Below are 26,023 nucleotides of genomic sequence, written 5' to 3'. Positions count from 1 at the left end.
AATTAATTTAAAGTATAGCGTAATCCAAAAAATAATCGTCTCCCTTGATTGGGGGCATAAACATAGGACGGATCAAAGGTTAGGGCATACGGGTTGTTTTCAGTGGGCATAACACCTCCAGGTTGCACTGTGATGGTTTGCCCTGTGGCAGGGCTGGTAGCCATGACAGGTTGGTCTGACTCATTGTAGTCTACTTGTCTATCAAACGGATCTTCAGATCTAGCAATAATAAACGGATTTCCTTTATTAGGTGTCCAGTTTAAAAGATTTTTAATACCAGCGTAGATTTCAAAATTATTGAATCCGTTATAGGTAAATTGAATGTTTTGAATACTCCATGTTGGTGAATATTCACTACGCGGATCAAGTTCACCAAGCAGAGGTAAGCGCATGGGTCCATAAATATTTCCTGTATAATCTACCGTTATATTTGTTGGAAAATGTTTATAAGATAAAGACCAAACCCCTGTAAACCGCTCCGTTAATATTTGTCGTGTTTTTTCGCCATCCTCTGTCTTTGAAACGTCTTGAAACGTGGCACCTAATGATCCTTTAATACCATGACCTAAAATACCATCTATATTAAAGCTAAGGCCTTTGGTGGTTGAAAAGCCATCTAAATTTCTGTAAAATATTTTATTGGGATCTGAATCATAATCGGGAATAATGGCATTGGTAAAATAGGTATACCAGGCAGAAGCATCAAAAGTGAATAGCATACCACTTTTTGTATATAATTTTTTGAGATAGTTTAAGGTGATGTTATACGATGTTTCGGGTTCAAGCTCACCTTCTATAATAACATCTCTTGCGCCTGTAAGTGCAGCATGCTCTTCTGTAAACAGGTTAACTACCCTAAAACCAGTACCGGCGTTGAGTCTAATAATATCCTCTTCTGTGGGTTTAAACCTATATGCTAGTCTTGGTGTAACAATGGAACCATGGCGTTTATCATAATCATATCTAGCACCTAAAAGTAGACGTTGTTTTGAACTTAAGGTAATTTCATCCTGTACAAACACAGAGGGTATAGTAACTTCATCGGCAGTGTTGGTAGCAGGCGTATTATCATCATAAAAATTGTAGCGTGCAGCCAAACCAAAAAGAAGGTCATTGTTTTTTAGTGATTTATCCCAAAGGAGTTGCCCAAAACCTATGCGCTGTTTTGCTAGGTAGGGTGTGTCTCCGTATACGGAATTTTGATCATGGTCTGAATATGAAAACTGAAAGGTCATTTTTTCATGAATGGGCAGTTGATAGTTTCCAATAATTTCATAACGCGAGGTGTAGATGCTTTCTCCATAAATAACATCACCGCCACGATAGGTTTTGTTCCATTGCATTTCGCCGCCCCAACGGTCTTCATAAAAATAGCGTCCTGCCAAAGAGAATAATCTGTTGTTTTTTCGTTTGAAATTCCACTTTTGAAAAACCGAAATACGATCTTGAAGGGTAACATCGGTAAAGTTATCCTGATTTTTATCAATAGGGTTGGAGTAGTTGTAGTAGTTTGCCCCGATGAGTACATCGGTTTTTCTCCCAACCTTTGCTTTAAGTCCTGCGTCAAAATTAAATTCGCCCCAATCACTTAAATAGCTATCAGCAAACACCACGGGAGCATTTTCAGGTAATTTGGTAATGATGTTTATCAGGCCGCCCACGGCTTCACTGCCATATAGTGATGATGCTGGGCCTTTAACAATTTCAACTTGTTCAATAAGGGAATTGGGTATTCCTGATAACCCATAAACGGTTGACAGTCCACTAACTATAGGCATACCGTCAATAAGAACCAATGTATATGGGCCCTCAAGACCATTAATATGAATATCGCCAGTATTACACACATTACAGTTTAATTGCGGGCGCACGCCATTTACATTTTGCAGGGCTTCAAAAATATTTGGTGTTGGATTTTTTTTAAAAAAGGCAGGTGCATAGACCTCAACGGGCACTGGGCTTTCTAACCTTGAAACGGCTTTTAACGTACCAGTAACAATAACTTCGTCAAGGCTTTCAGACTCCTCGAGTTCGAAATTTATTGTAGCTGTTTTGCCTTCTGTTACTAAAATTTGCTTTTCTACTTTTTTAAAGCCCGTAAACGAGGCTACAATGGTATACTTGCCAGGTGCAATGTTTTTTATGATATAGAAGCCGTCTTCGTTACTTGAACTTCCTTTTGAATTGTTTTTAAGGTATACATTAACAAAAGGAAGGGGAGCCCCGTTTGCACGTGTTGTGCCAGCAATATGTTGTCCGGTTGCGCTTAAACTTAAAATACTAATAAGGAGTATGATAAGGTTTTTCATGATTTAAGTTTTTGCAAATATAAAATAAAATTTAGATTAGTCTAAAAATTATTTTAATGTAATAAATATTATATCTTTGCGTAGTGACTAAATTATATTCATGATTACCCTTACAGAAGAGAACTATATCAAGGCGATTTATCACTTAGGGAAGTACGGTGCCCACAATGTGAGTACCAATGCTATTGCTAAAGAAATGGAAACTAAGGCCTCATCGGTGACCGATATGGTGAAGAAGCTTTCTGAAAAAGGGTATGCCGACTACAAGAAATACCAAGGCGTTACTTTAACCGAAGAAGGAAAGGAAATTGCTTTGAGCATTGTGAGAAAACACCGCTTATGGGAGGTGTTTTTAGTAGATCATTTAAACTTTTCTTGGGATGAGGTTCATGAGGTAGCCGAACAATTGGAACATATAAAATCTAAAAAATTGATTGAGCAGTTGGATGCTTTTTTAGGATTTCCAACGCATGATCCGCATGGAGATCCTATACCCGATAAATCTGGACATATTAAAAAAATAGATAAAATTTTGCTTTCAGAAGCCCAAGTAGGGCATCGAGGTATTTGTGTAGGTGTAAAGGATTCTTCGTCTAATTTTCTTAAATATTTAGATAAGAATAGCATTGCCTTGGGTACTGAAATTGAAATTATTCACCGCGAACCTTTTGATCATTCTATTACAATACAAGCTAACAATAAAGAACTTATTATTTCAAACTTGATAGCCAATAACTTATTTATTAGAGTTTCTTAGATTGCTTTAATATTTTTAAAATAGATTATGATTTAAATCGTACTGTCTTCTTTATGAATTTTGGAAACTCTTTTATGGGCGTTATGGTTAAATCTTTGTAGTAACACGCAGCGGCTTCTGATTGAATTTGTATTTGTCCTTCCGTTAAAGGTTTTCCTGTTTCAGGGTTTATAGCGTTTTCAACAACCATAACTATTTGTCCGTTTACCACGTGTACTGCATCATTTCCTAATACATATATTTCTAAATGATTCCATTGCCCGTGTGGCATGTCGGGTTCAATATAGGCATGAATATAGCCATTGCCTTCAAAATAGGTGTCTTGGGTTGGGTCATATTGTTTCTTTTGAGCATTGCCTCGAATTTCAACCTTTGGACCAGAAACTTTAGGAATTTCAGTGTTTCCAGAAAGCGGAATGAAATCACCAAGATCTGTTTCCTGTACTTGATATTCTAAGCTGGTTTTCCACGTTTTCCAAAACCTTCCATGAGCTCCATAGGCATGGTACAAAATACCAGAATCTCTTTTGGCGTTAAGCCGAGGTTCCCATTTTTTATCGCCCCATTTAAACTTAACACTCAAATGATAGTTGCTAAAGTTTTTTTCTGTGGTGAGTCCGCCATAAATTTCACCTGTAATTTTTAGAACAAGGCTGCCTTCTTCTTCAATAACAGAGAACACCTGTTTTGCGTCTTGGTTTAAGCCAATGGGTGTACCACTGTTTACATTGTTAGATTGATACGTGCCTTCAGGAAGTCCTTTTACCGTGGTATGCGGAACACCAAGCCATGTTTCAAATTGACTCAAATTAGCATCCAATAAGGCAATTGATTTTGATTTATTCTGGCTATATGTTAAAAGGGAAGCTGCAAAGCATAGGCATAAAAAGAGTCTTAACTTAAAATACATGTTGCGTGTTTTTTACAAGTGTACTCAAATGTAATAAAAATAGATAAGCTATAGCCTTGAAAATATTGGTATAGCACAATTTGTATTTCAGGACATTATGATAATCTGCTAGTGGCAACCACAATCTTCATTGCCACACGCTTTTTTGGGTTTTGATTTTTTCCAAAAGAACTTTTTAATTAAAAAAGCCACAGCCAGTCCAACTGCAGAAAAAGCTAATATATTTTGTACTATGGTATTCATACCTTTAAAGGTCGTAAAAAAGTGGTAATTATTTCAATAATTGGAAGGCAATTAAAGCAACAATATATGCAAAAGAAGACATCAAGGCTAATTGAAGTGAAGGCCATTTCCAAGAATTGGTCTCTCTTTTTACCACAGCCAAAGTACTCATACACTGCATAGCAAAGGCATAAAAAAGTAGCAAGGATATTCCAGAAGCAAAATTAAACAAAGGCCCTCCCAAAATAGGATTGACTTCGCCAGCCATTCTATTTTTAATCGTTTCTTCATCGTCACTTCCTACACTGTAAATTGTGGCTAATGTACCAACAAACACCTCACGAGCAGCAAACGAACTTACAATAGCAATGCCAATTTTCCAGTCGTAACCCAAAGGTCTTATAACGGGTTCAATGGCTCTTCCTGTAATTCCTATAAAAGAATGCTCTAACTTATGTGATGTTATTTTATTTTGAAGTTCTTCGTCGCTTAAATTTTGCGAGGCAAATTGGGTTTTAACAATTTCTTCAGCATTATTAAATTGTTCTCCAGGGCCATATGAAGCCAAAAACCATAATACAATAGAAATAGCCAAAATAATTTTACCAGCTCCAAAAACAAATGCTTTTGTTTTTTCAACAACGGTTAGCACTACGTTTTTAAAAAGTGGTAATTTATAGTTGGGCATTTCAACCACAAAGAAAGATTTACTTTTTATTTGAAGCACTTTATTAAGGATATAAGCTGAAATGACTGCGGTTCCAAAGCCGATTAAGTACAGTAACATTAGGGTTAACGCTTGATAGCTTAAGCCCAAGAAGCGCCCTTCTGGTATTACCAAAGCAATTATAATAAGGTATACAGGCAGTCTGGCTGAACACGTTGTGAATGGGGTGACTAAAATGGTGATTAAGCGTTCTTTCCAACTTTCAATATTTCTTGTAGCCATAATAGCTGGAATGGCACAGGCTGTACCAGAAATAAGAGGCACGACACTCTTACCACTTAAACCAAAACGCCTCATAACACGATCCATTAAAAATACCACACGGCTCATATAGCCACTTTCTTCAAGAATAGAGATGAATAGAAAGAGAAAGGCAATTTGAGGAATAAAAATAACAATACCGCCTAACCCAGGAATAATACCTTCGGTAAGCAAGCTGGTAAAGGCGCCGTCGGGGAGTAAGTTAGCTAACCACTCACTTAATGAAGCAAAAGAGGCATCAATGAAATCCATTGGCACCGTAGCCCAGTCATAAATAGCTTGAAAAATAAGAAGCAGAATGGCAAAAAATATAATATACCCCCAAAATTTATGGGTTAAAATACGGTCAAATTTGGTGCGTAAATCTTTGGCCTGTGTTACATCAATGGTTTGCCCAACTTTTAAAACGTTGTTAATAAATTGATAGCGTTTTATGGTTTCCTTTTGCTGTAAACGTTTTAAGTCGGCATTAGTTTTTGTCTTGAAATCGGCCACCGCATCCACTTCGTTACGATCTACTTTCCCAAAATTAACATCTTGTGTAATAACCAACCACAATTTGTACATGAGTTGATTTGGAAAGGTTTTTTTCAAATTTTCAAAATACGTAACGTCAATGGAAGCAATATCTAAACAAGGTTTTACAGAAACATCTTTGTAATTAGAAATAAGCTGTTTTAATTCATCAATACCTTGTTTTTTTCTGGTGCTAACCAAGGCAATTTTTGTTTGAAGCTCCTTTTCTAAATGCTCAATATCCAATGAAATACCCTTGTAGCTCATTCTGTCGGCCATGTTTATCACCAAGATGGTAGGTATTTGTAAATCTTTTATTTGTGTAAATATTAAAAGATTACGCTTTAGGTTTTCAACATCAGTAACTACAACAGCAATATCAGGAAAGTCTTTGTTATTTTGATTTAAAAGAAGTTCAATAACTACGCTTTCATCTAATGAAGAGGCGTTTAAGCTGTAGGTTCCTGGTAAATCTATAATATGAGCTTTTACGCCTCTGGGGAGCTTACAAACTCCCTCCTTTTTTTCAACAGTAATACCAGGATAGTTTCCTACTTTTTGGTTTAAACCCGTTAAAGCATTAAATACCGAGGTTTTTCCTGTGTTTGGGTTACCAATTAGTGCAACATTAATCTGTTTACTCATTAGTTACCTTTTCAATTAAAATGTGAGCTGCCGTTTCTTTTCTAATAGCAAGATGAGACCCATTTATATTTAAATACATAGGGTCTTGAAATGGCGCTACTTGAACAAGTTTTACTGAATTACCAGGTAAACATCCCATTTCTAAAAGCTTTAGCGGAATGTGAATGGATGACACATCAGTAATGATAGCGTCTTCTCCTCGTTTTAAATGTGCTAAAGTATCTTGCAATGTTATTTAGATTGATTTTAAAGAAGCAAAAATAGTGTAAAAAATTAGCCTAAAAAAATGTATTTATAAAACTATTGCTGGTATTCTTCTTTTAGAATTTTGATGTCTTTTAAAAGACGCAAAATATCTTCTGAATTTGTGCCGTCATAAAACCCACGTATTTGCCGTTTTTTGTCTATGAGCATAAAGTTTTCGGTATGAATCATGTCAAAGGGACCACCATCGCCGTTATCTTTTACGGCTAAATAGCTTTTTCTGGCAAGCTCATAAATTTGCTTTTTATCACCAGTTACTAAATTCCATTTTTCGTCATTAACTCCCTTTTTGTTTGCGTACTGTCTTAATTGTGCCACAGTATCAATATCTGGTGTTACCGAATGTGATAACAGCATCACCTCGTCATCATTTAAAATCTCTTTTTGTATATCTGCCATGTGGTTGGTCATAATAGGGCATATCGTTTGGCAGGTGGTAAAAAAGAAATCAGCCACATATATTTTATCCTTGTAAGCTTCTTGAGTTATAATGTTTCCGTTTTGATTAACCAGACTAAAATCTGCTATTTTATGGTATTTCTTTTTGTATTGTATCGTGCTGTCTACCAATTCTGTGCTTACCATAGCGGGTTGGTAAATAGGGAGCGGTTGGTAAACGTTCAGCGTATTATAAATAAGGGCTATGATGACAATAGAAATGATTGTAAAAGCAATGGCAAATTTTTTGTACGCTTTAAAAAACGATAGCATGCGAACTTATATAAAATTATAAACACAAAAATACAATGAATTACGGATTTGGTTGTTAGATTTTTAGTTTAAAATGGTGTTAAAAAGAGATGCATACCGTAATAGTTTTTTCAAAGTTGGTTTAAAACGTTACTTTTGTGCGATTATAAAAAAATGTTAGACGATATATGGAATTTGTTATAAAGATATCTCAGTTTTTATTAAGCTTATCACTACTGATTATTCTTCATGAATTAGGGCACTTTATTCCTGCCAAAGCTTTTAAAACTCGGGTAGAAAAGTTTTACTTGTTTTTTGATGTCAAGTTCTCACTGTTTAAAAAGAAAATAGGAGAAACGGTATACGGTATAGGGTGGTTGCCTTTAGGAGGGTATGTGAAAATTTCGGGCATGATTGATGAGAGTATGGATACCGAGCAAATGGCACAAGAACCACAACCTTGGGAATTTCGGTCTAAACCAGCATGGCAAAGATTAATAATTATGTTAGGTGGTGTTACCGTAAATTTCTTGTTAGCCATATTAATTTACATCGGCATGAGTTATTTTTATGGTGATATCTTTCTTCCTAATGAAAATATAAAAGACGGATTACTTATTGAAAGTTCTGTAGCTAATAAAGCAGGATTACAAACTGGTGATAAGATTATAGCTGTAGATGGTGATGAGATTGAAACTTTTTCTCAAATTACTGAAAAGGTGTTGTTTGGTAAAGTTATCACCATTGAGAGAGATGGGAGACAATCTACCATCACGATGCCAGAAGATTTCCTATCACAATTGATGGATGCCAAAGAAAAAGGGTTTATAAATTTAAGACAACCCTTTATTGTTATGAAAGTACCTGATACATCTTTTAATTATACCAGCGGTTTAAAAGAAGGCGACATGCTTGTTGGATTGAATGGTGTTTCAACAAAATATGCCGATCAAGTAAAAACACAATTAGAAGCATTTAAAGGTCAAAGCGTAACAGGAATAGTAAAAAGAGACGATCAAGAGATTGAAGTTCCTCTTAAGATTAGTGATGAAGCTAAATTAGGTTTAGTGATTGCTGGCGGATCTACTTTTGAAACCTTGGAAGCTTTAGGATATTATGATTTTGAAGTTAAAGATTATGGGGTACTAGAAGCATTTCCTGTAGGGTTGAAAAAAGCCAAAGACAAAATTGTGTCATATTGGGATCAACTAGGGGCTATTTTTACGCCCAGCACAGGTGCTTATAAAGGTGTAGGTGGCTTTAAAGCTATATATGATATTTTTCCAAGTTCATGGAGCTGGCAGGTGTTTTGGAACATTACAGCCTTTCTTTCTATCATGTTAGGTGTGTTAAACTTGTTACCTATCCCTGCGTTAGATGGCGGTCACGTCATGTTTCTATTATATGAAATGATATCAGGAAGAAAGCCAGGAGATAAGTTTATGGAGTATGCTCAAATGGTTGGGTTCTTTATTTTAATTGCGCTTGTGCTGTTTGCCAATGGAAACGATATTTATAAAGCCATTTTTGGGTAAAAAATTTTAAAAAATTATTTGCAGTAATTAAAAAACAGTTTATATTTGCACTCGCTAAAGCAAAGCACATCTTCCTCTTTAGCTCAGTTGGTTAGAGCATCTGACTGTTAATCAGAGGGTCCTTGGTTCGAGCCCAAGAAGAGGAGCTTAGCAAGCATAAGGCTTCACAGAAATGTGAGGCCTTTTTTTATGGACTTAACTAAGCTTTTAACTTACCTGTATTTTACGGATCATGATCAATTGTTGTGTTTAGGCAAAAAAAGCATTCACCTACACTAATAAGTGGATGATGTTCTAGTTGCAATGATAAATATAATCTTATCGATATAAGAATAAAACCACCTAAGAAATTAGGTAGTTTTTTTGTGTTTAATACTTTCCATTTAAAGTTCCGTATCTTTAGAAAACTAATCAATAATAATGTTATGACAAAACTATTAATAATTGTGTTAGGTGTTTTTGGGATATTAAGCATAAATGCACAAGAGGAAGGAAAGTTTAGAGTAGGTTTAGATTTGGGGTATGTTTTTGAAAATGATGGCGGTGCACTTTTTTCAGTTGAGCCAAAATATAATATCACTGATAATTCAAATATTGGTTTAAGGCTTGGTTCGGCTGCTTCTCTAGGAATTAAAGATGCCGACTATAATATAAGTATATTAGGTACTTATGACTATTACTTTAGTAGTGAAAATTCTTCAACCTCACCATTCTTAGGAATTGGTTTAGGCTATTTTGCTTTAAGTGATATAGGAGGTCCAGGGGGAGATGTTATTAATCTAGGAGAGCAATTCGGAGCCTTAGTTAGAGGAGGGGTTGAATTGGGTAAATTTAGAATGACTCTAGAATATAATATCCTACCTAAGTCAGATTTAGAGTTTGGGGAATCCATAAAAAATAGTTATTTAGGAGCCAGTATAGGCTTTTATGTTAGTGGTGGAAAATGGAAAAACTAATATCATATTAAACGTTTTTTTATTGTCAATAAATATATCCCTATTAAATAATGAAGTAAACTTCAGCAAATTATCATTACATTGATTCGATAAAACAATATCTGTGAGGAGCTAAGCAAAATCAAGACTTCACAGTAATGTGAGGTCTTTTTTTATGCTTATAAAACACCCCATTTGTTTTTTGTATCTTTAAAAGAATTAATTCCTTAAATGTATTAATTGATGGAGCAAAGGTATGTTCATATGTTAAATCTGGTCAATCGTATTTCCAAATTAGACGCCCTTGAAGAGCAATTAATCATGAATAGCTTTAAACCTTTTAACCTTGTAAAGGGAGCCTGTTTTTTAGAGTCAGGCAAAATTAATAGACATGTTGCTTTTCTTCATAGCGGTTTGGTTAGGTATTTTGTTTATAATGATGGTGATGAAGCGACCTTTGAATTTACTAAAGAAGGAGAGTTTATAGCCGATTACCAAAGCTTCAATAATAAGACACCTTCACTACAAAATATTCAAGCTATAGAGGATTGTGAAATGTTAATAATTAACTATTCCGATCTGCAAAACATATTTAAAAAAGTGTCAAATGGAAATTTAATAGGACGTATTATTATTGAACATCGTTTTGAAGTTATGGTGCGTCAGTTACTCGCCATTTATATGCAGGGGCATGTAGAACGCTATAAAAGTTTTATAGAGAACTATTCTAATCTTGCTCAAAGAATTCCACAGTATCATATAGCGTCTTATGTTGGAGTAAAACCACCCTCATTAAGTAGAATAAGACGAAAATTTGCTAATGACATTTCTTAACTCAGGTTAATGAATCTTAGGTAACAGCTCATTAATTTTGACTTAGAAGTTTGTTAAAAGAAATAGTTTGACCATGAAAAAGATGCACGCAATTAAGTTTTCTAAGGTTTTTTTAAGCTTGATATTGCTAGTTTTTATCGGCTGTAAACAAATGAGTGACATTGAAATAGATCGTTCTGCCAGGCTAAATGGAGGGTTTGAACACATCCAAAATGATTTACCTGTGAATTGGCAAATGTATACGCCTCATACAGTTCCTAACTCTGATTTCAATATTGTGATAGATCAAGAAAATTTTATTGAGGGTAAAAAATCACTTAAGTTTGAAGTCAAACATTGTAAAAGTACTGGCGGATGGGGCTCTCCTGGGTTTACTAATCAGTTTCGCGAGGTAGGAAGTTTTAAAGGAGAAGCTAGTTATAGTATTAAGTTCTGGATTATGAATCAAGGTACAAAATATAGAATTAAGGCAGGTGGTGTTAATGCCTTTGAAGGACATATGAAGGTTATATTGGAAGATAACGCAGACATACACCGGTGGAAAATGTTTGAGTTTATCATAGATGTTCCTAAAGACATGGAACTTAGATTAGAGTTGAATATTCTTGAACCAGGAACTTTCTGGATTGATAATGTCCAAATACATAAAATATAATAGCTGAACCCGTTTTGTGTTACTAAGCCGTATTGAAATGATGAAACTAATCAAAAGAATAGGTAAAGGAATAATAGTTTTTTTATTGTTAGGAAGCCTTATTATAGCATTTTTTTACAGGCAAGAAGCTTATCGTTTATACAAGGTAGTTACCTTTTTTGAACCAGAAAGCATATCGGAGAATTTTCGTGATATTGAGTCCATTTTCCCAATAAGATTAGTTCAAAAATCATCACAACCCTATGCCTTTCCTTATGCCAATAAAGCACATATTTTGCCTAAAAATTTTAGTCATAATGATTCCGTTATAAACACACAATTTTATCTTGATTATACGCTTACAGATGCTTTATTGGTTATACAAAATGATTCTATTAAGCATGAATATTATAGCAATGGATTTCAACCAACAGATACCCATATTTCATTTTCCATGGCTAAATCTGTTATCTCTACACTCATAGGAATAGCTATTGAAGAGGGCTATATTAAAAGTATAAAGAATACCGTTACCGAGTATCTTCCAGAGTTTGAAGGAACGGGGTATGATGGTGTTCAAATTAAAGACGTGTTGCAAATGTCATCAGGAGTGAAGTTTAATGAAGACTATAGTGACTTTTATTCAGATATTAATATTATGGGACGCTATTTTGCTATTGGAAAACCCATGAGAAAATTTGCTAAAACCTTAATAAGAGAACGAGAACCTGGTACTTATAATCAATATGTAAGTATAGATACGCAAGTTCTTGGTATGATTTTGACTAAAGCAACAGGTATGTCAATTTCCGAATATATGTATAAAAAATTGTGGGAACCTATTGGAGCGGAATTTGATGCTTTTTGGATTATTGATAATGAGGGGATGGAGTTTGCTTTAGGTGGCTTGAACTGTACTGCTAAAGACTATGCTAAAATGGGACAGTTATTTCTGAATTTAGGCCATTGGAAGGGTAAACAATTAGTGCCTAGCGAATGGGTAAAGGCGTCCATTACACCAGATGCGCCACATTTAATGCCAGGCAAGCGCACTAATGCTAAATTGAAAGAGGGTTATGGGTATCAATGGTGGATTCCATTAGGTGCTCTTGATGAGTTTTATGCTCAAGGTATTTATACACAATTTATATATGTAGACCCAGATAAAGATATGGTTATTGTTAAACTATCTTCAAATTATCATTTTAAAACAGATACAACCCACTTTTTTCGAGATCATGAACTAACTTTATATAGAACTATTGCTGAATCTTTATAAAGTATTCTTATCATAAAGTGAAATCAAATGTTAGCAGGTTTTCTAATTGGTTGAATGCGATATATTATTGTGTAACAGTTCTACAAACCTAAAACATCAGAACAATGAAAGGTCTTTTTTACCTTTTAAATAGTTTCCTAAGAAATAGAAACGTACTGAGTTTACTTCCAAGTTCAACACCTGTTTGTAGCCACTGTGGCAGTTTTACACTATCCTCATAGTCTTTTTTTAGATGCTTTAATTCTTCTAACGCAATTTTGCGTTCAAGATTGAGAATTTTTAAATCGCGCTCAACACTTTCAAGATTGTGATATATTTTCATCGTTACTAAAAAAGGGTTTGGATAGAGATTTAACAATACTATTGTTTATTCGTTTTCTTAACATATAAACAATCAAAGCAAACAAAAGGTATAAGAGTCCAATTAAGCTAAAACCTAAGGGATAACTCTCTAAAATCACGCTTAATTTAAAGGCTAAGGCCACGGTAAAAAAGCTTAAAGCTATTAAAATTAAGCTACCTATAGCAAGCACCTTTAAGAGCATACTTGCTGAAACAGATAGTTGTTGAAATAGTTTTAATTTATAATATGCATACGATTTATTTAAGAATCGTTCGCCAGTTTCAACCGCTTTTTTATTCGTTTCTTTTACAGAATCAATAACGCTCATTAAGCCGAAGGTTTTAAGAGTTTGTTTTATTTGAAGTCTCCTTTTGAAATTGTTTATTTCGAGCCTTTAAAATAGCTAATTTTTGTTCTAAACTCGTAATAATATCATCAGCTTTGTAACTGGCATTGTTGAGTATAGATTCCAATTGACTATCTAATGAGTCTTTCTTTTGCTTCGCTTGAGATGCTACCTTGTCCTTTACCTCATGGGCTTTTTCAGATAAGTCTGCTTTAGCAGACAAGGCTTCATCCACTAGTTTTTGTCTGGTGTTAATCCCTTTGTCTGGTGCAAATAATATACCTAGAGTTGCCCCTATAGCGCCTCCTGCCAATAAGCCTAATACTAGATTACTACTTTTACTCATCTTGCTTTTTTTTAATTAATATTCCTTTTCCTTAAAATTAACTAAAATAATTGAGATGCCTAAAAAGAGTGATTTAAAAATTAAATCTTAAGTGCGTTTGTATTAATTGGTAACATCTTGAGCAAATAAAAAGGGAATGCAATCGCATTCCCTTTATTTATAGTATATCTTAAAATGAGATTAATCAGCCAAAATAATAGCCTTATTATCTTTCATTTCTAAAGTTCCTGATTTAATATTTATAAGTAAGACTTTGTTGTCTACCATATGAGGTTTAACTTCAGGATGTAATTGGTCATAATCTAAATGGCTTTCAGTGTGTATTCTAATCTTAATAGTTCCTGCTACCAAGGTTGAAACAATTGGAGCGTGATTATTTAACATTTGAAACTCACCATTTGCACCTGGTACAGCTACAGATTCTACCTTTGAATTAAATAATGTTGCTTCAGGGGATACAATTTCTAAATACATATGTTCTAATTATGAATTATGAATTATGAATTCCGAATATATTATGTACTCATAATTCTTCATTCTTAATTCTGAATTAAAATTAAGCTTCAGCTAACATTTTATCACCAGCCTCAATAGCTTCTTCAATGGTTCCTTTAAGGTTGAATGCTGCTTCTGGTAAGTGATCTAACTCACCATCCATAATCATATTAAACCCTTTAATAGTTTCTTTAATATCAACTAATACACCAGGAATACCAGTAAACTGCTCAGCTACGTGGAATGGTTGTGATAAGAAACGTTGTACACGTCTTGCTCTACCTACAGCTAATTTATCGTCTTCCGATAATTCCTCCATACCAAGGATCGCAATAATATCTTGTAATTCTTTGTAACGTTGTAATAACTCTTTAACGCGTTGGGCACAGTTGTAGTGATCTGCTCCTAAAATGTCTGCTGTTAAAATTCTAGACGTAGAATCTAATGGGTCTACCGCAGGATAAATACCTAACTCAGCAATTTTACGAGATAATACTGTTGTTGCATCTAAGTGCGCGAACGTAGTTGCAGGCGCAGGGTCAGTTAAATCATCCGCCGGTACGTAAACCGCTTGTACAGAAGTAATAGATCCTTTTTTAGTTGAAGTAATACGCTCTTGCATAGCACCCATTTCTGTTGCTAATGTTGGTTGGTAACCTACCGCAGAAGGCATACGACCTAATAATGCAGATACCTCAGATCCAGCTTGTGTAAAACGGAAGATGTTATCTACGAAGAAAAGTACGTCTTTTCCTTGACCATCACCAGCGCCATCACGGAAATATTCAGCAATAGTTAAACCAGATAAAGCCACACGTGCACGAGCTCCTGGAGGCTCATTCATTTGTCCGAATACGAAAGTCGCTTTAGATTCTTTCATTTTAGATTTATCTACTTTCGATAAATCCCATCCACCTGCTTCCATAGAATGCATAAAGTCTTCACCATATCGGATAATACCAGACTCTAACATCTCTCTTAAAAGGTCATTTCCTTCACGTGTTCTTTCTCCTACACCAGCAAATACTGATAAACCACCGTGACCTTTTGCAATATTGTTAATCAACTCCTGAATCAATACTGTTTTACCTACACCAGCACCACCAAATAAACCAATTTTACCACCTTTTGCATAAGGCTCAATAAGGTCAATTACTTTAATACCTGTAAATAAAACTTCAGTAGAAGTTGATAAATCTTCAAATTTAGGTGCTTGTCGGTGAATTGGTAATCCCGCATTTCCTGCTTTAGGTAAATCACCAAGACCATCAATAGCATCTCCAATTACATTAAATAAACGTCCGTAAACATCATCACCAATTGGCATTTGGATAGGAGCACCAGTTGCAATAACTTCAGTTCCTCTACTTAAACCATCAGATGAATCCATAGCTATGGTACGAACGGTATCTTCACCAACGTGAGACTGTACCTCTAGTACTAATATAGAACCATCAGGTCTTTTTATTTCTAATGAATCGTAAATTTTTGGAAGCTCTGAACCTGCAGCGAATTCAACATCGATAACTGGTCCAACGATCTGTGCAACTTTTCCTGTAACTTTAGACATTACTTATTTGTTTAATTTTATGCGACTTAATTGTGAAAACACTTTTTGTTTTCGCGCTGCAAAGATATATTTTTTAATTTAAAATGAAAGTGCTTTTTCTTGGCTTTTTTATAATAAAAAAACACCCTCATTTTGAAGGTGTTTTTTGCAATTCTTTCATATTTAAATTATTGTAACAAAGGTGAGTAGTTGGTTGGGTACGCGCCAATATCAACTAAATTGCCAGAGGCTTCAAAATTAGAGCCATATTTAGCATCAATGGCTTTCATAAATTCGTTCGCAATTATGGCGTAACCACGAGAGGTTAAATGTACACCATCTAATGAAAAGGCACCTCCAGTGACCAGATCTGACGTTAAAATAAAATTATTAGACGCTATGCCTGTGTCTTTTAGTTGAGATAACAAGGTATTGGCATCTACAAAGGCCAATCCAGCTTGACCGGCAGCAGCTTCAATAGTAGCATTAAAGTTATCTACTGCGGTTTTAATTTCGGCTTGCTCACTCGGAATGAGTACAAGTTGGTCTTGCAGGGGATAGCTAATGCCATTCACGTTAACAGGTGCTGGTAAGCCCGGAGCCGGTTTTCCAATTTGCGAACCAGCTGCTAAAAGGATTAGATCATCGGGTTTGGCTTGTCTGCATTTTCCAAAAATAGCTCCGAATGCGCCAGCGGTTGGTGCGCCTAAAACAGGAGTAAGTGTGGCTGCAATTTCTGCTGATCTATCGGTTGCGGTTTCGTCATGTATCAGTAAAGGGTTGGGGCCATCAGCGGATAGTAGATTAACTCGGTCGGGTTCTCCTAATGCTGTGAAAATCTGATTTAATGGTCCATAAAGTTGCGCGTTTAAGGTCGGAATTAAAGGCAAAATACTCTCAAAATCTGGGTCTGTAGGATCTAATAGATCCCATGGAATAGTTGTGAAATTTGGTATATCTGATACATAAGGAATATTAGCAATTACGCCTTTTGCACCTCCTGAGGTTAGGGTATTTACTATTGTAGTCATAGCAAAATCAAACGTGGGCTGGTCTGTAATAGGGTTAGTGCCATCACCTCCAGTTAATGCATAGCCTAAAATATCATTACTTCCTAACCATAATGTGAAAAATGTTGGGTTTTGAGCCATAGTTAATTCCAGAATACTGGCATTGGGCGTGTTTCCTGTCATTCTTATAAAGTACGGATTGGCGAGCGGTAAGTTTGCTAAATTACCATAACCTGGTGCTATCACATGAAAACTTTTTGCTCCAGGGACTCCCATATTGTTAAAAGGCCCCGTTGGGTTGTTCAATACAATATCTGTTGTAACGGTGACTGGTCCAATGACAGACTCTAAAGGTTGGGGGGCACCTCCTGTAGTTACAAATCTGGGATTGAAACCTTCAATTCTGGTGCCGTTTAAGGCGAGTCCACCAAAATTATCGCTAACTAAAGGTTGGGTAAATGCGCCACCGCCAGCTAATTCAAATTTTTCTGAAAGTATTTTTGGGAATGCGTTTTTCTGTGCAGCCAGAAAGAGCGTTCCGTCCGACAGTCCCGCTGTAAGTGAATTTCCAACAGAGACATACTTTGAAAAATCAGCCACACCAGAGGTTAAATCGGGTAAAATAATCTCTTTAGGGACTGGAATATTATTGTCTCTTAATACATCTTCGGGTGAATTACATGCGGTAAAACCCAGTAAAAGAAATAGAACGATTATATATTTTGTATTCATGATTTTCTTTTTCATTTTATTAATTGTTAATAATCCATGAAACGTAGTACATGGAACCTATAAAGCCAGTGCCATAAGCAGTATAGTATTCTTTCCCAGTAAGGTTTGTTGCCCCTGCTTTAAAAGTAGATTTAAAACTGGGTACTTGCAAATTGATTTGAGCATCAAGAACGTGGTATTCTGGAACAAGCCCGTTTCCAAAAGTAGCCTCCCAATAATAGTTATCGCTATATCTGTAAGCTATATTAAAGCCAAAGTTTTTAAACAACTCAGTATTTCCAAATGAAGCTTTGAATTTATGTTCAGGGGTGTTAAAGTTAGTTACAAAATCAGGGTATTTCTTTCTGTCAAAATCCAGTTTGGAATAGGTATAACTTCCGCTTAAATCGAAATTACCAAATATTTTGGTTGATAACCCAAGGGATGCGCCGTAGGAGTTTACGTCTGCTTCAGAATTTGTATAAATACCATAATCTTGAAAGTCACCATTTTCAATAGCGTTGATTGATAGTGAGTTATCTCCAACAGTGCCATAAAGTGGTGCTACAACTCTGTTCTGCGAAATAAAATCTTTATAGCTATTGTAATAGGCACTAAAATCAATAGTAAGGTTGTTAAGTTTTCCTCTATATCCAACCTCGGCCGAAGTCACTTGCTCTGGTTTTATTAGGCTAGGGTTACCAATGGCGCTAGGTTCTTCAAAAACATCGGTGTTTCCGGTTTCTTCATATTCTTGAACGGCACTTCTGGTGTATGAATTGGTATACGCTGCAGCCCCTGTTTGCGTGATTGAAGCTGGTTGCCCTAACAGTTGCCCACTAGTACTAACTCTATAATCTCTAGAATATCTATCTAAGTTGTTAGGAGCTGAGCCTACCAAAATATAAGAACTAGTGTCTAGACCAATAAATAAATCTTGGGTGGTTGGATTTCTAAATCCAGTTTGAACAGATGCTCTAATGTTATGATCTCTATTTATGGTTAAGCCTGCCGATAATCTCGGAGAAAAGAATCCATCAAAAAACTCTGATTTATCATAACGAACGGAGCCCGTTAACTTTAATTCTAAGCTTTGATTTAATTCTAGGCTTTTTTGAATTTGCGTATATAGTCCGAATTCAGAATAGTCAATAGATCCATCATAATCTGTGTAAATGGTTCCAAATGAATTTAAATTATATTTTCTGTAAGAGCCACCTACTTGTATCTCGGCCCAATCCATTAAATGACTAAAGTTATAATTTCCATCTGCATGGTAGTATTTAGAGGCATCTTGAAATTTTGATCCTGTAGCTAAATTAGGATCGTTGATACTTCGGTTAAAGGCCTCATTAAACTCTGGAGATCCAGGTAAATATCTTCCCGATTCTGCTTGTGCCCTTGCAGCAGCATGCGCTTGATCTTCAGTGGCTCCGCCCAATGTGGCTCCTACATAGGTGCTTATATAATCGCCAAACCAATCTTCATCACTTTTCCAAGCTCTATTAATTTGAACGGCTGTTACAACCATATCATAAGAATCACCAGCTTTATCTGAAACTACATATCCTCTTAAAAAGAAATTATTGTTCTTAAACTCTAGTTTATGCTGTTGTTGCGTGAAACCATCTATATAGTACCTATTACTACCTTGATAGATAGTAGACCCCGTACCAACTTTTCCAACATAAGATATTTCAAAATCGTTTTCCCAAGGGCGATAGTATAAGCCCCAATCCGCTTTAACACTTTCAGCATTGTGATCGGTTAAGTATTCTTCTTCATATCCCGTTCTACTTACATAAACATTTGGGACAAGAGGTTTGATAAATTCAGGAGCTTCTGCCCTTATATTTGCTGAAGCAAGATCACCATAAACGTTTACACCGTCATAATTTATATTGCTCTCTCGAGTGCCTCCATTCGAATTTTTATCAACCTTACTATTAGCAGCCCAATCAGTACCTTTTAAATAGCCAAAATTAATTTTCCCAGCAAATTTGTTACTGAACTTATGTGCTGCTCTAAAACTTAAATCAGTATAAGCATTATCGCCAGCAGCTTTTTGTGATGTGATTCCCCGTTTTAGTGATGCACTGATACCCGGATAATCAAATGGGTTTTTACTACGCATAAATAATATACCATTAAAGGCATTAGCACCATATAATGCTGAAGATGCTCCAGGTAGTAATTCAACACTGAGCACATCGGTTTCGGTCATACCTACTAAATTACCTATTGGGAAGTTAAGGGCTGGTGTGGAATTATCCATCCCATCAACCAATTGCATAAAGCGGTTGTTTGCAAAGGTGGCAAAGCCACGGGTGTTAACCGACTTAAATGTCAAACTATTGGTATTAACATCAACGCCTTTTAAGTTTTCTAAACCATCATAAAAATCTGCTGATGCTGTATTTTTTATCTCTTTAAGCCCAAAACGCTCTACGGTTACTGGTGATTCAAAAATACGTTCGGGTGTTCTAGAGGCTGAAATAACCACTTCGTCTAAGGCCGTACCTTCAATTAAAACAAAGCTTAGTGTTTGACTGTTTGATGTTACCTCTAAGGTCATGGATTCAAAGCCTACACTACTAGCCTGGACTGAAAATGGTGGATTTTGACTATAGGTTAATGTAAAATTACCGTCAAAATCGGTCACTGTGCCCGTTGTTGTTCCTAGAACAATGATATTTGCGCCAGGGATGGGTTGACTATTGTCATCAACAACTGATCCTGAAATTGTTGTTTGAGAGTATGCAAAACTGCAAATGAACAACAGTAATAATTGATAAAATGTCTTCATGTAATGTTAAAATAGTTAAGTTTGAACTAAAATAGTATTTTGTTTTAAATAGTGCTTGCCAATAAAAATATAAAAAAATTATGCACGCATAGTATGTTTTAATAAAATATTGAGTTAAATATTGCCATATTCTAAATTTAAACATAAAATATCTAAAATAATTGATTTTAAATCTAAGTAAGATAATGTGAGGAGAAGTAATGTCCTGAATCTTATTTGAAAGAATTTTTCGGACAACCTTAAAAGCAATAAAAAAGCCTATGAGTTTTAAATTCATAGGCTTTTAATATAGGTAAAATTAATTTATTCTACGGTAACAGATTTGGCCAAATTTCGTGGTTGATCTACATTCTTTCCTAGCATGACAGCAATGTGATAAGAGAGCAACTGCAATGGAATAGTGGTTAAGAGCGGTGATAAGGACTCTAAGGTTTCAGGTACTTCAATAACGTGATCTGCTAACTCTTTCACTTGACTGTCGCCTTCAGTAACAATACCAATAATTTTGCCTTTTCTTGATTTTATTTCTTGAATATTACTAACCACTTTTTCATAATGCCCTTTTCTAGTAGCTATAACCACAATGGGCATATTCTCATCAATCAATGCTATAGGACCGTGCTTCATTTCGGCGGCAGGATAGCCTTCTGCATGGATATAAGAAATTTCCTTTAGTTTTAAAGCGCCTTCAAGTGCTACAGGGAAATTATAACCTCTTCCTAGATATAAGAAATTACGAGCATCTTTATAAACATCAGAAATAACCTGAATTAAAGCGTCAGATTCTAATGCTTTTTCTACTTTTTTAGGAATCATTTCAAGCTCTAACAAATGTGTTCTGAAATCGGAACTACTTATAGTACCTTTTGCTCTGGCTAATCGTAAAGCCATTAAAGTAAGCACAGTAATTTGCGTAGTAAATGCCTTTGTTGAAGCTACTCCAATTTCTGGTCCTGCGTGGGTATAAGCACCTGCATCCGATTCTCTAGCGATGGAAGATCCTACTACATTACACACCCCAAAAACAAAAGCGCCTTTTGATTTAGCTAGTTTAATGGCTGCCAATGTATCGGCTGTTTCACCAGATTGAGAAATAGCTATGAGAATATCGTTTTCATTTATTATGGGATTTCTGTATCTAAACTCAGAGGCATATTCTACTTCTACAGGTATGCGGGCTAAATCCTCAAAAATATACTCTGCAACCAATCCTGCGTGCCAAGAGGTGCCGCAGGCTACAATAATGATACGGTTAGCATTAAGAAACTTTTTCATGTTATCTTCAACACCTACCATTTTTATAATAGCTTCGTTTCTTAATAATCTTCCTCTGTAAGTGTCTGTGATGGCTTTGGGTTGCTCATGAATTTCCTTAAGCATAAAATGCTCATAACCCCCTTTTTCAATTTGTTCCAGATTTATTTGTAGCTCTTGAACGTAGGTGTCTACATGAGAATCATCTTTTATCTTTCTGATTTTTATTCCCTTATGGAACCTAATAATGGCCATTTCTTCATCTTCAAGATATACGGCATTTTTTGTGTATTCTAAAAAAGGAGAGGCATCACTAGCAATGAAGAATTCGTCTTCGTCTTCACCAATACCAATGGCTAACGGACTACCTAAACGCGCTACAACAACTTCTTCAGGCTTATTTCTATCAAAAACAGCAATGGCATAAGCACCAATAACTTGGTTAAGTGCTATTTGAACCGCTTTACCTAATTTAATGTTTTCTTGTTTTTTTACGTCTTCAATTAAGTTAACCAGTACTTCGGTATCTGTATCAGACTGAAAAGTATATCCTCTGGAAATTAATTCCTGTTTGAGAGCCTCATAATTTTCAATAATACCATTATGAATGATAACCAAATCGCCCGAATTAGAAACATGTGGATGCGAATTAACATCATTAGGAACACCATGTGTTGCCCAACGGGTATGGCCAATGCCTACATTACCATGTTTTGTAATTTGTGCTTCAGCTTTTTCTTCAAGATCGGCTACTTTACCCTTTGTTTTAGAAACTTTTAAGTCAGTACCATCAAAAAGTGCAATTCCTGCACTATCATAACCTCTGTATTCTAATCGTTTTAAGCCTTCAATAATAATAGGGTAAGCTTCTCTGTGTCCTAGATATCCAACAATGCCACACATAGTTTTGAATTTTGATTTTGGGTTTTATTTTCTTGCAAACAAAGATGTAAAATAAAAATTAGCTTAAGCTAATTTTTATTTGAATAGAATGATTTAACCGACGAAATTCATATTCAAAAAGAACATATTTTATTTATTATGAGACGGTTAGTCTTCTTTGCCTTTGCTTAAGAAAATTTTAAGTTGTAATTTTTTATCCTCCTTTTCTGGTATCCCTTTGCTACCATACAAAATGGTTCCTCTTGGTGAAATTATAGAAGCTGTAGGTATTGCATCAACGTTATTTGCGCTATTTAGAATTTTAGAATTATTGGTATAATTAACATTGGTAGACAATACTAAGCCAATTTTTGTATTGGTAGAGTCGTTAAGCAAAATATTATTTAAATGCTGTGTTAACCTAATTTTGAAGGTTCCTTCTGAATTTCTTTGTCCTAAACTTATTATTTTTGAATTAACAGGGTTAACTGTGTTTCCGGATTGATCTACTATATAATCTATGGTACTAGCCTTGTTCTCAAGATCATAAGCATAAATTCTATCATATTTATGGTAATCTTCATCATCACCTGTATTCATGTCTTCATCTTCATTAATAATAAGATGCGCTTCATTTATGAGTCTTTTAAGTAAAAACCTTCTGGTTAAGGGATCAAATCTGTATTCACCATTTTCATCAGTCTGTCTGTACGTTTGCTTGAAGCATTCCAGAGCATCCATATCTGGTATGCCATCTCCATCACAATCTACATCACCACTAAATAAATCAACAATAGCCATAGAACCTTCCATGCCTTTTAAATATAATTTTTCATCGCCAGAAGCGGCATCACCGTTCTCAAGATTTGTTGTAAAATTATTTATAAAGGTAGTTAATCTGTTTCCCGAAAAATTAAGCGTATAAGTTGATTCTGTTCGGGCATCTGTTGGGCCTTTTTCATAGGTTATAGTAATTGTGGCTTTTGAAGAAGCTAGATTTAATAAAATCATAGAGCCATCATCTATACCCAGTGTTTCTGCTTTAAAATATAAGCCTCTAAAATAGTTTTTAAAGTTATTAGCATTACTTAAAACAGGATCGTCTTGTTTGTCTAATATGGTTTGTTGCCAAAAATCATTATCTAATTCTACCCTAAATGCAGGCTCAGATCTACTTGTCACAGCATCATCTCCTTCTCCAGTCTCTATTACAATAGCTTCATTACTTGGAATAAATTCATTGTCAACAAAAATTGGAGTGTCTACATTAACAATGTGATTGTCAAATAAGATAGTGCTGGTTCCTGTTAGGGCTGAGTTTGAATCACTGCTTCCGTTTGAATAGTAATTTTGCGAGTTTTCGGCAACACTGTTAGGGTCAAAATCTCTTAAAAAATAATTGTTTTGGTAAATGGTGAGTTTTATAGGTTGTTCTGTGTTACCATATAGTGAGTCGAGTTTATAAGTAACATGGCCTTCGTCATCTGTTCCATTAGCCGTGCTGTAATATGGAATATTTAAAACAACACTTACTACTTGAGGGTTTTCACCAAAATCGGGGTTAAATGATGTTGGTGTAACCTGAGATATAATGCTAGCTTTTGTAAGTCCGTAGGCAGGATCATTATAAACACCCAGCAAGCTTGCTGCGGCAGCGCCTGTAGTTGAGGTAGATCCTAATCTATTTATTTGGAGTGCACTCAATTTTTGATTATAAGCCACAACTGGAAGCAAGGTGTCTCCAGTGGTGAAATTAGCATTGTCTTTTCCAAGAACATCACTTTCAATGACATTAAATTCTTTGTCACAAGCAACAAGAGCAACAAGGACTAGAAGAAAAACAAAAGGAAATTTAAGGGCATTAATTGTCTTTTTCATATAACTTAGGTGGGTAGTGAATAGTTGAATTAACCTAAAACAGTGTTGTTAAAGAATGTTGTATAGGCTTCACCAAATTCATCTTTACTTTTGTATTCTAAAACAGGTTTATCAGAAGCTTTTAAATAGCTGTCGAGTTCTTCAGGAATACTTTCAGAACCAACTATTAAAGCATCAGAATAATCAATAGCAACTTTCATTAAGTTATTGTATGAGGGTTCTTCAAGAGGTTTAATAGCGTCTTCCTCAATATTATCAAACTTAATTTTATTTACCATGTCCTTGTTTAACGTCTCACTAAAACTTTGATTGTATACTGAGGTTACAATTTTACTCTCATTAAAAAGAGGCTCATCTTTGTAGTATTCTTTAAGATAAAGTGGTAGTAAGGAAGCTAGCCAACCGTGCACATGAATAATATCTGGAGCCCAATTCAATTTTTTAACGGTTTCTATAACACCTTTGGCAAAGAAAATAGCGCGTTCATCATTATCATCAAATAATTTTCCAGCTTCATCCGTTAAGGTGGCTTTTCGTTTAAAATACTCATCATTATCAATGAAGTAAACCTGAATACGCTCTTTTGGAATGGATGCCACTTTTATAATGAGTGGCATATCTAAGTCATTAATAACTAAATTGATACCAGATAGTCTTATAACTTCGTGTAGTTGATGCCTTCTTTCATTAATATTACCATATCGTGGCATGAAAATTCTAATTTGTCCACCTTGTTGATTTACTAATCTAGGGGCTTCAAATGACATGGAAGAGATTTCAGTTTCAGGTAAATAGGGCACGACTTCAGATGATACGTACAATATCCTCTTATCTTTCATATGTTAGTTTTTGTTGACTTTAAATACATTATAAAATAAATCTTGAAATCATTTCAATACAGAGAATGAGTTAAAGAATATAATAAAGGCTGTGCTTTTGATTATTCAAAATAAAAAACACGCAAAAATACAAAAATTTATGCAAATTGCTTGTAAAATCTTAAGTTTGCACGCGTTAATTTTATATTAAATTGTGAAAGTTTACTCAAAAAAAGAAGACATAAGAACTGTTGTTGATGCTTTAAAAGACCAAAATATAAGTTTAGGGTTGGTGCCTACTATGGGGGCTTTACATGCAGGGCATTTGCAGTTGGTAAAGACTGCTTTGGCAGAAAATGATAAAGTGGTTGTGAGTATTTTTGTGAATCCTACACAATTTAATAATTCAGAGGATTTAGAAAAGTATCCACGAGCTTTAAATGCAGATGTTTCTCTGTTAGAAGCCGTTAACAAAGATGATATTTTGGTTTATGCACCTACGGTTGAAGATATGTATGGTAGTACACTAGAGTCTCAGTCATTTGATTTTGATGGATTGGAGCATGAAATGGAAGGTAAATTTAGAGCAGGACATTTTGACGGAGTTGGCACTATAGTGAAACGCTTCTTTGATATTGTAAAACCTCATAAAGCTTATTTTGGAGAGAAAGATTTTCAGCAACTCGCTATTATAAGAAAATTGGTTGAAAAGTATAGTATACCTATAGAAATTGTAGGGTGCAAAATTCATAGAGAAGCAGATGGTTTAGCTATGAGTTCTAGGAACGCAAGACTAAAACCAGCATACAGAGCGGCAGCGCCATTTATATATGATACACTAAAAGCTGCCAAAACTAAATTTGGCATAAAAAGTGTAGATAAAATAGTGGAATGGGTTGAAAATCAATTTAATAAAAATGAATTATTGAATTTAGAATATTTTGTGATTGCTGATGAAATGACCCTAAAGCCCATAAAACGAAAAACAAAAAACAAAGACTATAGAGCGTTTATTGCTGTATATGCAGATGATATTAGACTGATTGACAATATCGCATTAAATTAAT

Annotated in this window: 22 protein-coding genes and 1 tRNA gene; 8 read left to right on the top strand and 15 right to left on the bottom strand. The window is 35.0% G+C overall.

The genetic code is table 11. The features are described from left to right. Positions 1 to 2 precede the first annotated feature (2 nt). A complete protein-coding gene (locus tag FGF67_RS06785; RefSeq protein ID WP_139696040.1) occupies positions 3 to 2,309 on the bottom strand; it encodes a TonB-dependent receptor in 2,307 nt (768 codons plus the stop codon). A gap of 100 nt (positions 2,310 to 2,409) precedes the next feature. Here FGF67_RS06785 and FGF67_RS06780 point away from each other — a divergent pair, with 100 nt between their 5' ends. Beyond that, a complete protein-coding gene (locus FGF67_RS06780; protein WP_139696038.1) occupies positions 2,410 to 3,066 on the top strand; it encodes a metal-dependent transcriptional regulator in 657 nt (218 codons plus the stop codon). Between the two features lie 25 nt (positions 3,067 to 3,091). On the opposite strand, the gene FGF67_RS06775 is transcribed toward FGF67_RS06780, so the two are convergent. From FGF67_RS06775 to FGF67_RS06755, 4 genes are all read right to left on the bottom strand, one after another. Then, the gene (locus tag FGF67_RS06775) at positions 3,092 to 3,976 is read right to left on the bottom strand and encodes a 3-keto-disaccharide hydrolase (protein ID WP_139696035.1); all 885 of its coding nucleotides are present in this window, start codon (positions 3,974 to 3,976) and stop codon (positions 3,092 to 3,094) included. Between the two features lie 271 nt (positions 3,977 to 4,247). After that, complete coding sequence (gene feoB, locus FGF67_RS06765) at positions 4,248 to 6,347, bottom strand: ferrous iron transport protein B (RefSeq protein ID WP_139696032.1); 2,100 nt, start codon at positions 6,345 to 6,347, stop codon at positions 4,248 to 4,250. Beyond that, entirely contained in the window at positions 6,340 to 6,576 is a 237-nt protein-coding gene (locus FGF67_RS06760; RefSeq protein ID WP_139696029.1) for a FeoA family protein, read from the bottom strand. Before FGF67_RS06760 ends, feoB begins: the two co-directional genes overlap by 8 nt. Positions 6,577 to 6,647: 71 nt before the next feature. Further along, entirely contained in the window at positions 6,648 to 7,322 is a 675-nt protein-coding gene (locus FGF67_RS06755) for an SCO family protein (protein ID WP_139696027.1), read from the bottom strand. Between the two features lie 167 nt (positions 7,323 to 7,489). On the opposite strand from FGF67_RS06755, the gene rseP reads away from it, so the two are divergent. The 6 genes from rseP (at position 7,490) to FGF67_RS06725 (ending at position 12,518) form a co-directional block, all read left to right on the top strand. Next, the gene (gene rseP, locus FGF67_RS06750) at positions 7,490 to 8,836 is read left to right on the top strand and encodes an RIP metalloprotease RseP (RefSeq protein ID WP_139696025.1); all 1,347 of its coding nucleotides are present in this window, start codon (positions 7,490 to 7,492) and stop codon (positions 8,834 to 8,836) included. A gap of 72 nt (positions 8,837 to 8,908) precedes the next feature. Continuing rightward, a tRNA-Asn gene (locus FGF67_RS06745) sits at positions 8,909 to 8,982 on the top strand. Between the two features lie 279 nt (positions 8,983 to 9,261). Continuing rightward, entirely contained in the window at positions 9,262 to 9,792 is a 531-nt protein-coding gene (locus FGF67_RS06740) for a hypothetical protein (protein WP_139696023.1), read from the top strand. A 222-nt stretch (positions 9,793 to 10,014) separates the two neighbouring features. Next, on the top strand, positions 10,015 to 10,605 hold the full coding sequence (locus FGF67_RS06735) for a Crp/Fnr family transcriptional regulator (protein WP_139696022.1): 591 nt from the start codon (positions 10,015 to 10,017) through the stop codon (positions 10,603 to 10,605). A gap of 151 nt (positions 10,606 to 10,756) precedes the next feature. Continuing rightward, positions 10,757 to 11,260 carry a hypothetical protein gene (locus tag FGF67_RS06730; RefSeq protein WP_139696020.1) on the top strand — a complete coding sequence of 168 codons (504 nt, stop codon included), beginning with the start codon at positions 10,757 to 10,759 and terminating at the stop codon, positions 11,258 to 11,260. A gap of 37 nt (positions 11,261 to 11,297) precedes the next feature. Further along, entirely contained in the window at positions 11,298 to 12,518 is a 1,221-nt protein-coding gene (locus FGF67_RS06725; RefSeq protein ID WP_139696018.1) for a serine hydrolase domain-containing protein, read from the top strand. 118 nt (positions 12,519 to 12,636) lie between these two features. Here the strand turns inward: FGF67_RS06725 and FGF67_RS06720 are convergent, their stop codons facing one another. The 10 genes from FGF67_RS06720 to FGF67_RS06675 form a co-directional block, all read right to left on the bottom strand. Further along, positions 12,637 to 12,840, bottom strand: coding sequence for a hypothetical protein (locus FGF67_RS06720; RefSeq protein ID WP_139696016.1), 204 nt, complete (start codon positions 12,838 to 12,840; stop codon positions 12,637 to 12,639). Continuing rightward, the gene (locus tag FGF67_RS06715; protein WP_139696014.1) at positions 12,818 to 13,189 is read right to left on the bottom strand and encodes a hypothetical protein; all 372 of its coding nucleotides are present in this window, start codon (positions 13,187 to 13,189) and stop codon (positions 12,818 to 12,820) included. Before FGF67_RS06715 ends, FGF67_RS06720 begins: the two co-directional genes overlap by 23 nt. A gap of 13 nt (positions 13,190 to 13,202) precedes the next feature. Continuing rightward, the gene (locus FGF67_RS06710) at positions 13,203 to 13,553 is read right to left on the bottom strand and encodes a YtxH domain-containing protein (RefSeq protein WP_139696012.1); all 351 of its coding nucleotides are present in this window, start codon (positions 13,551 to 13,553) and stop codon (positions 13,203 to 13,205) included. Between the two features lie 180 nt (positions 13,554 to 13,733). Then, positions 13,734 to 14,027 (bottom strand): FoF1 ATP synthase subunit delta/epsilon, encoded by a 294-nt coding sequence (locus FGF67_RS06705; protein WP_139696010.1) that lies wholly within the window; start codon positions 14,025 to 14,027, stop codon positions 13,734 to 13,736. Between the two features lie 82 nt (positions 14,028 to 14,109). Further along, positions 14,110 to 15,618 (bottom strand): F0F1 ATP synthase subunit beta, encoded by a 1,509-nt coding sequence (gene atpD, locus FGF67_RS06700; protein ID WP_139696008.1) that lies wholly within the window; start codon positions 15,616 to 15,618, stop codon positions 14,110 to 14,112. Between the two features lie 167 nt (positions 15,619 to 15,785). After that, complete coding sequence (locus tag FGF67_RS06695; RefSeq protein WP_139696111.1) at positions 15,786 to 17,339, bottom strand: SGNH/GDSL hydrolase family protein; 1,554 nt, start codon at positions 17,337 to 17,339, stop codon at positions 15,786 to 15,788. A 19-nt stretch (positions 17,340 to 17,358) separates the two neighbouring features. Further along, a complete protein-coding gene (locus FGF67_RS06690; RefSeq protein WP_139696006.1) occupies positions 17,359 to 20,124 on the bottom strand; it encodes a TonB-dependent receptor in 2,766 nt (921 codons plus the stop codon). A gap of 303 nt (positions 20,125 to 20,427) precedes the next feature. Further along, positions 20,428 to 22,281, bottom strand: coding sequence for a glutamine--fructose-6-phosphate transaminase (isomerizing) (gene glmS / locus FGF67_RS06685; protein ID WP_139696004.1), 1,854 nt, complete (start codon positions 22,279 to 22,281; stop codon positions 20,428 to 20,430). Between the two features lie 147 nt (positions 22,282 to 22,428). Then, positions 22,429 to 24,138 carry a DUF4270 domain-containing protein gene (locus FGF67_RS06680; protein ID WP_139696002.1) on the bottom strand — a complete coding sequence of 570 codons (1,710 nt, stop codon included), beginning with the start codon at positions 24,136 to 24,138 and terminating at the stop codon, positions 22,429 to 22,431. Positions 24,139 to 24,167: 29 nt separating this feature from the next. Continuing rightward, entirely contained in the window at positions 24,168 to 24,977 is an 810-nt protein-coding gene (locus tag FGF67_RS06675; RefSeq protein ID WP_139696000.1) for a glycogen/starch synthase, read from the bottom strand. A gap of 193 nt (positions 24,978 to 25,170) precedes the next feature. On the opposite strand from FGF67_RS06675, the gene panC reads away from it, so the two are divergent. Beyond that, the gene (gene panC / locus FGF67_RS06670; RefSeq protein ID WP_139695998.1) at positions 25,171 to 26,022 is read left to right on the top strand and encodes a pantoate--beta-alanine ligase; all 852 of its coding nucleotides are present in this window, start codon (positions 25,171 to 25,173) and stop codon (positions 26,020 to 26,022) included. The last annotated feature ends 1 nt before the right edge of the window (position 26,023 follow it).

Origin of the sequence: Allotamlana fucoidanivorans, from assembly GCF_006265225.1 — a bacterium.
In the GTDB taxonomy this organism is placed as follows: Bacteria; Bacteroidota; Bacteroidia; order Flavobacteriales; family Flavobacteriaceae; genus Allotamlana; species Allotamlana fucoidanivorans.
Note: the sequence above shows the minus strand (reverse complement) of the source record. Positions and strands in the feature narration are given on the sequence as shown.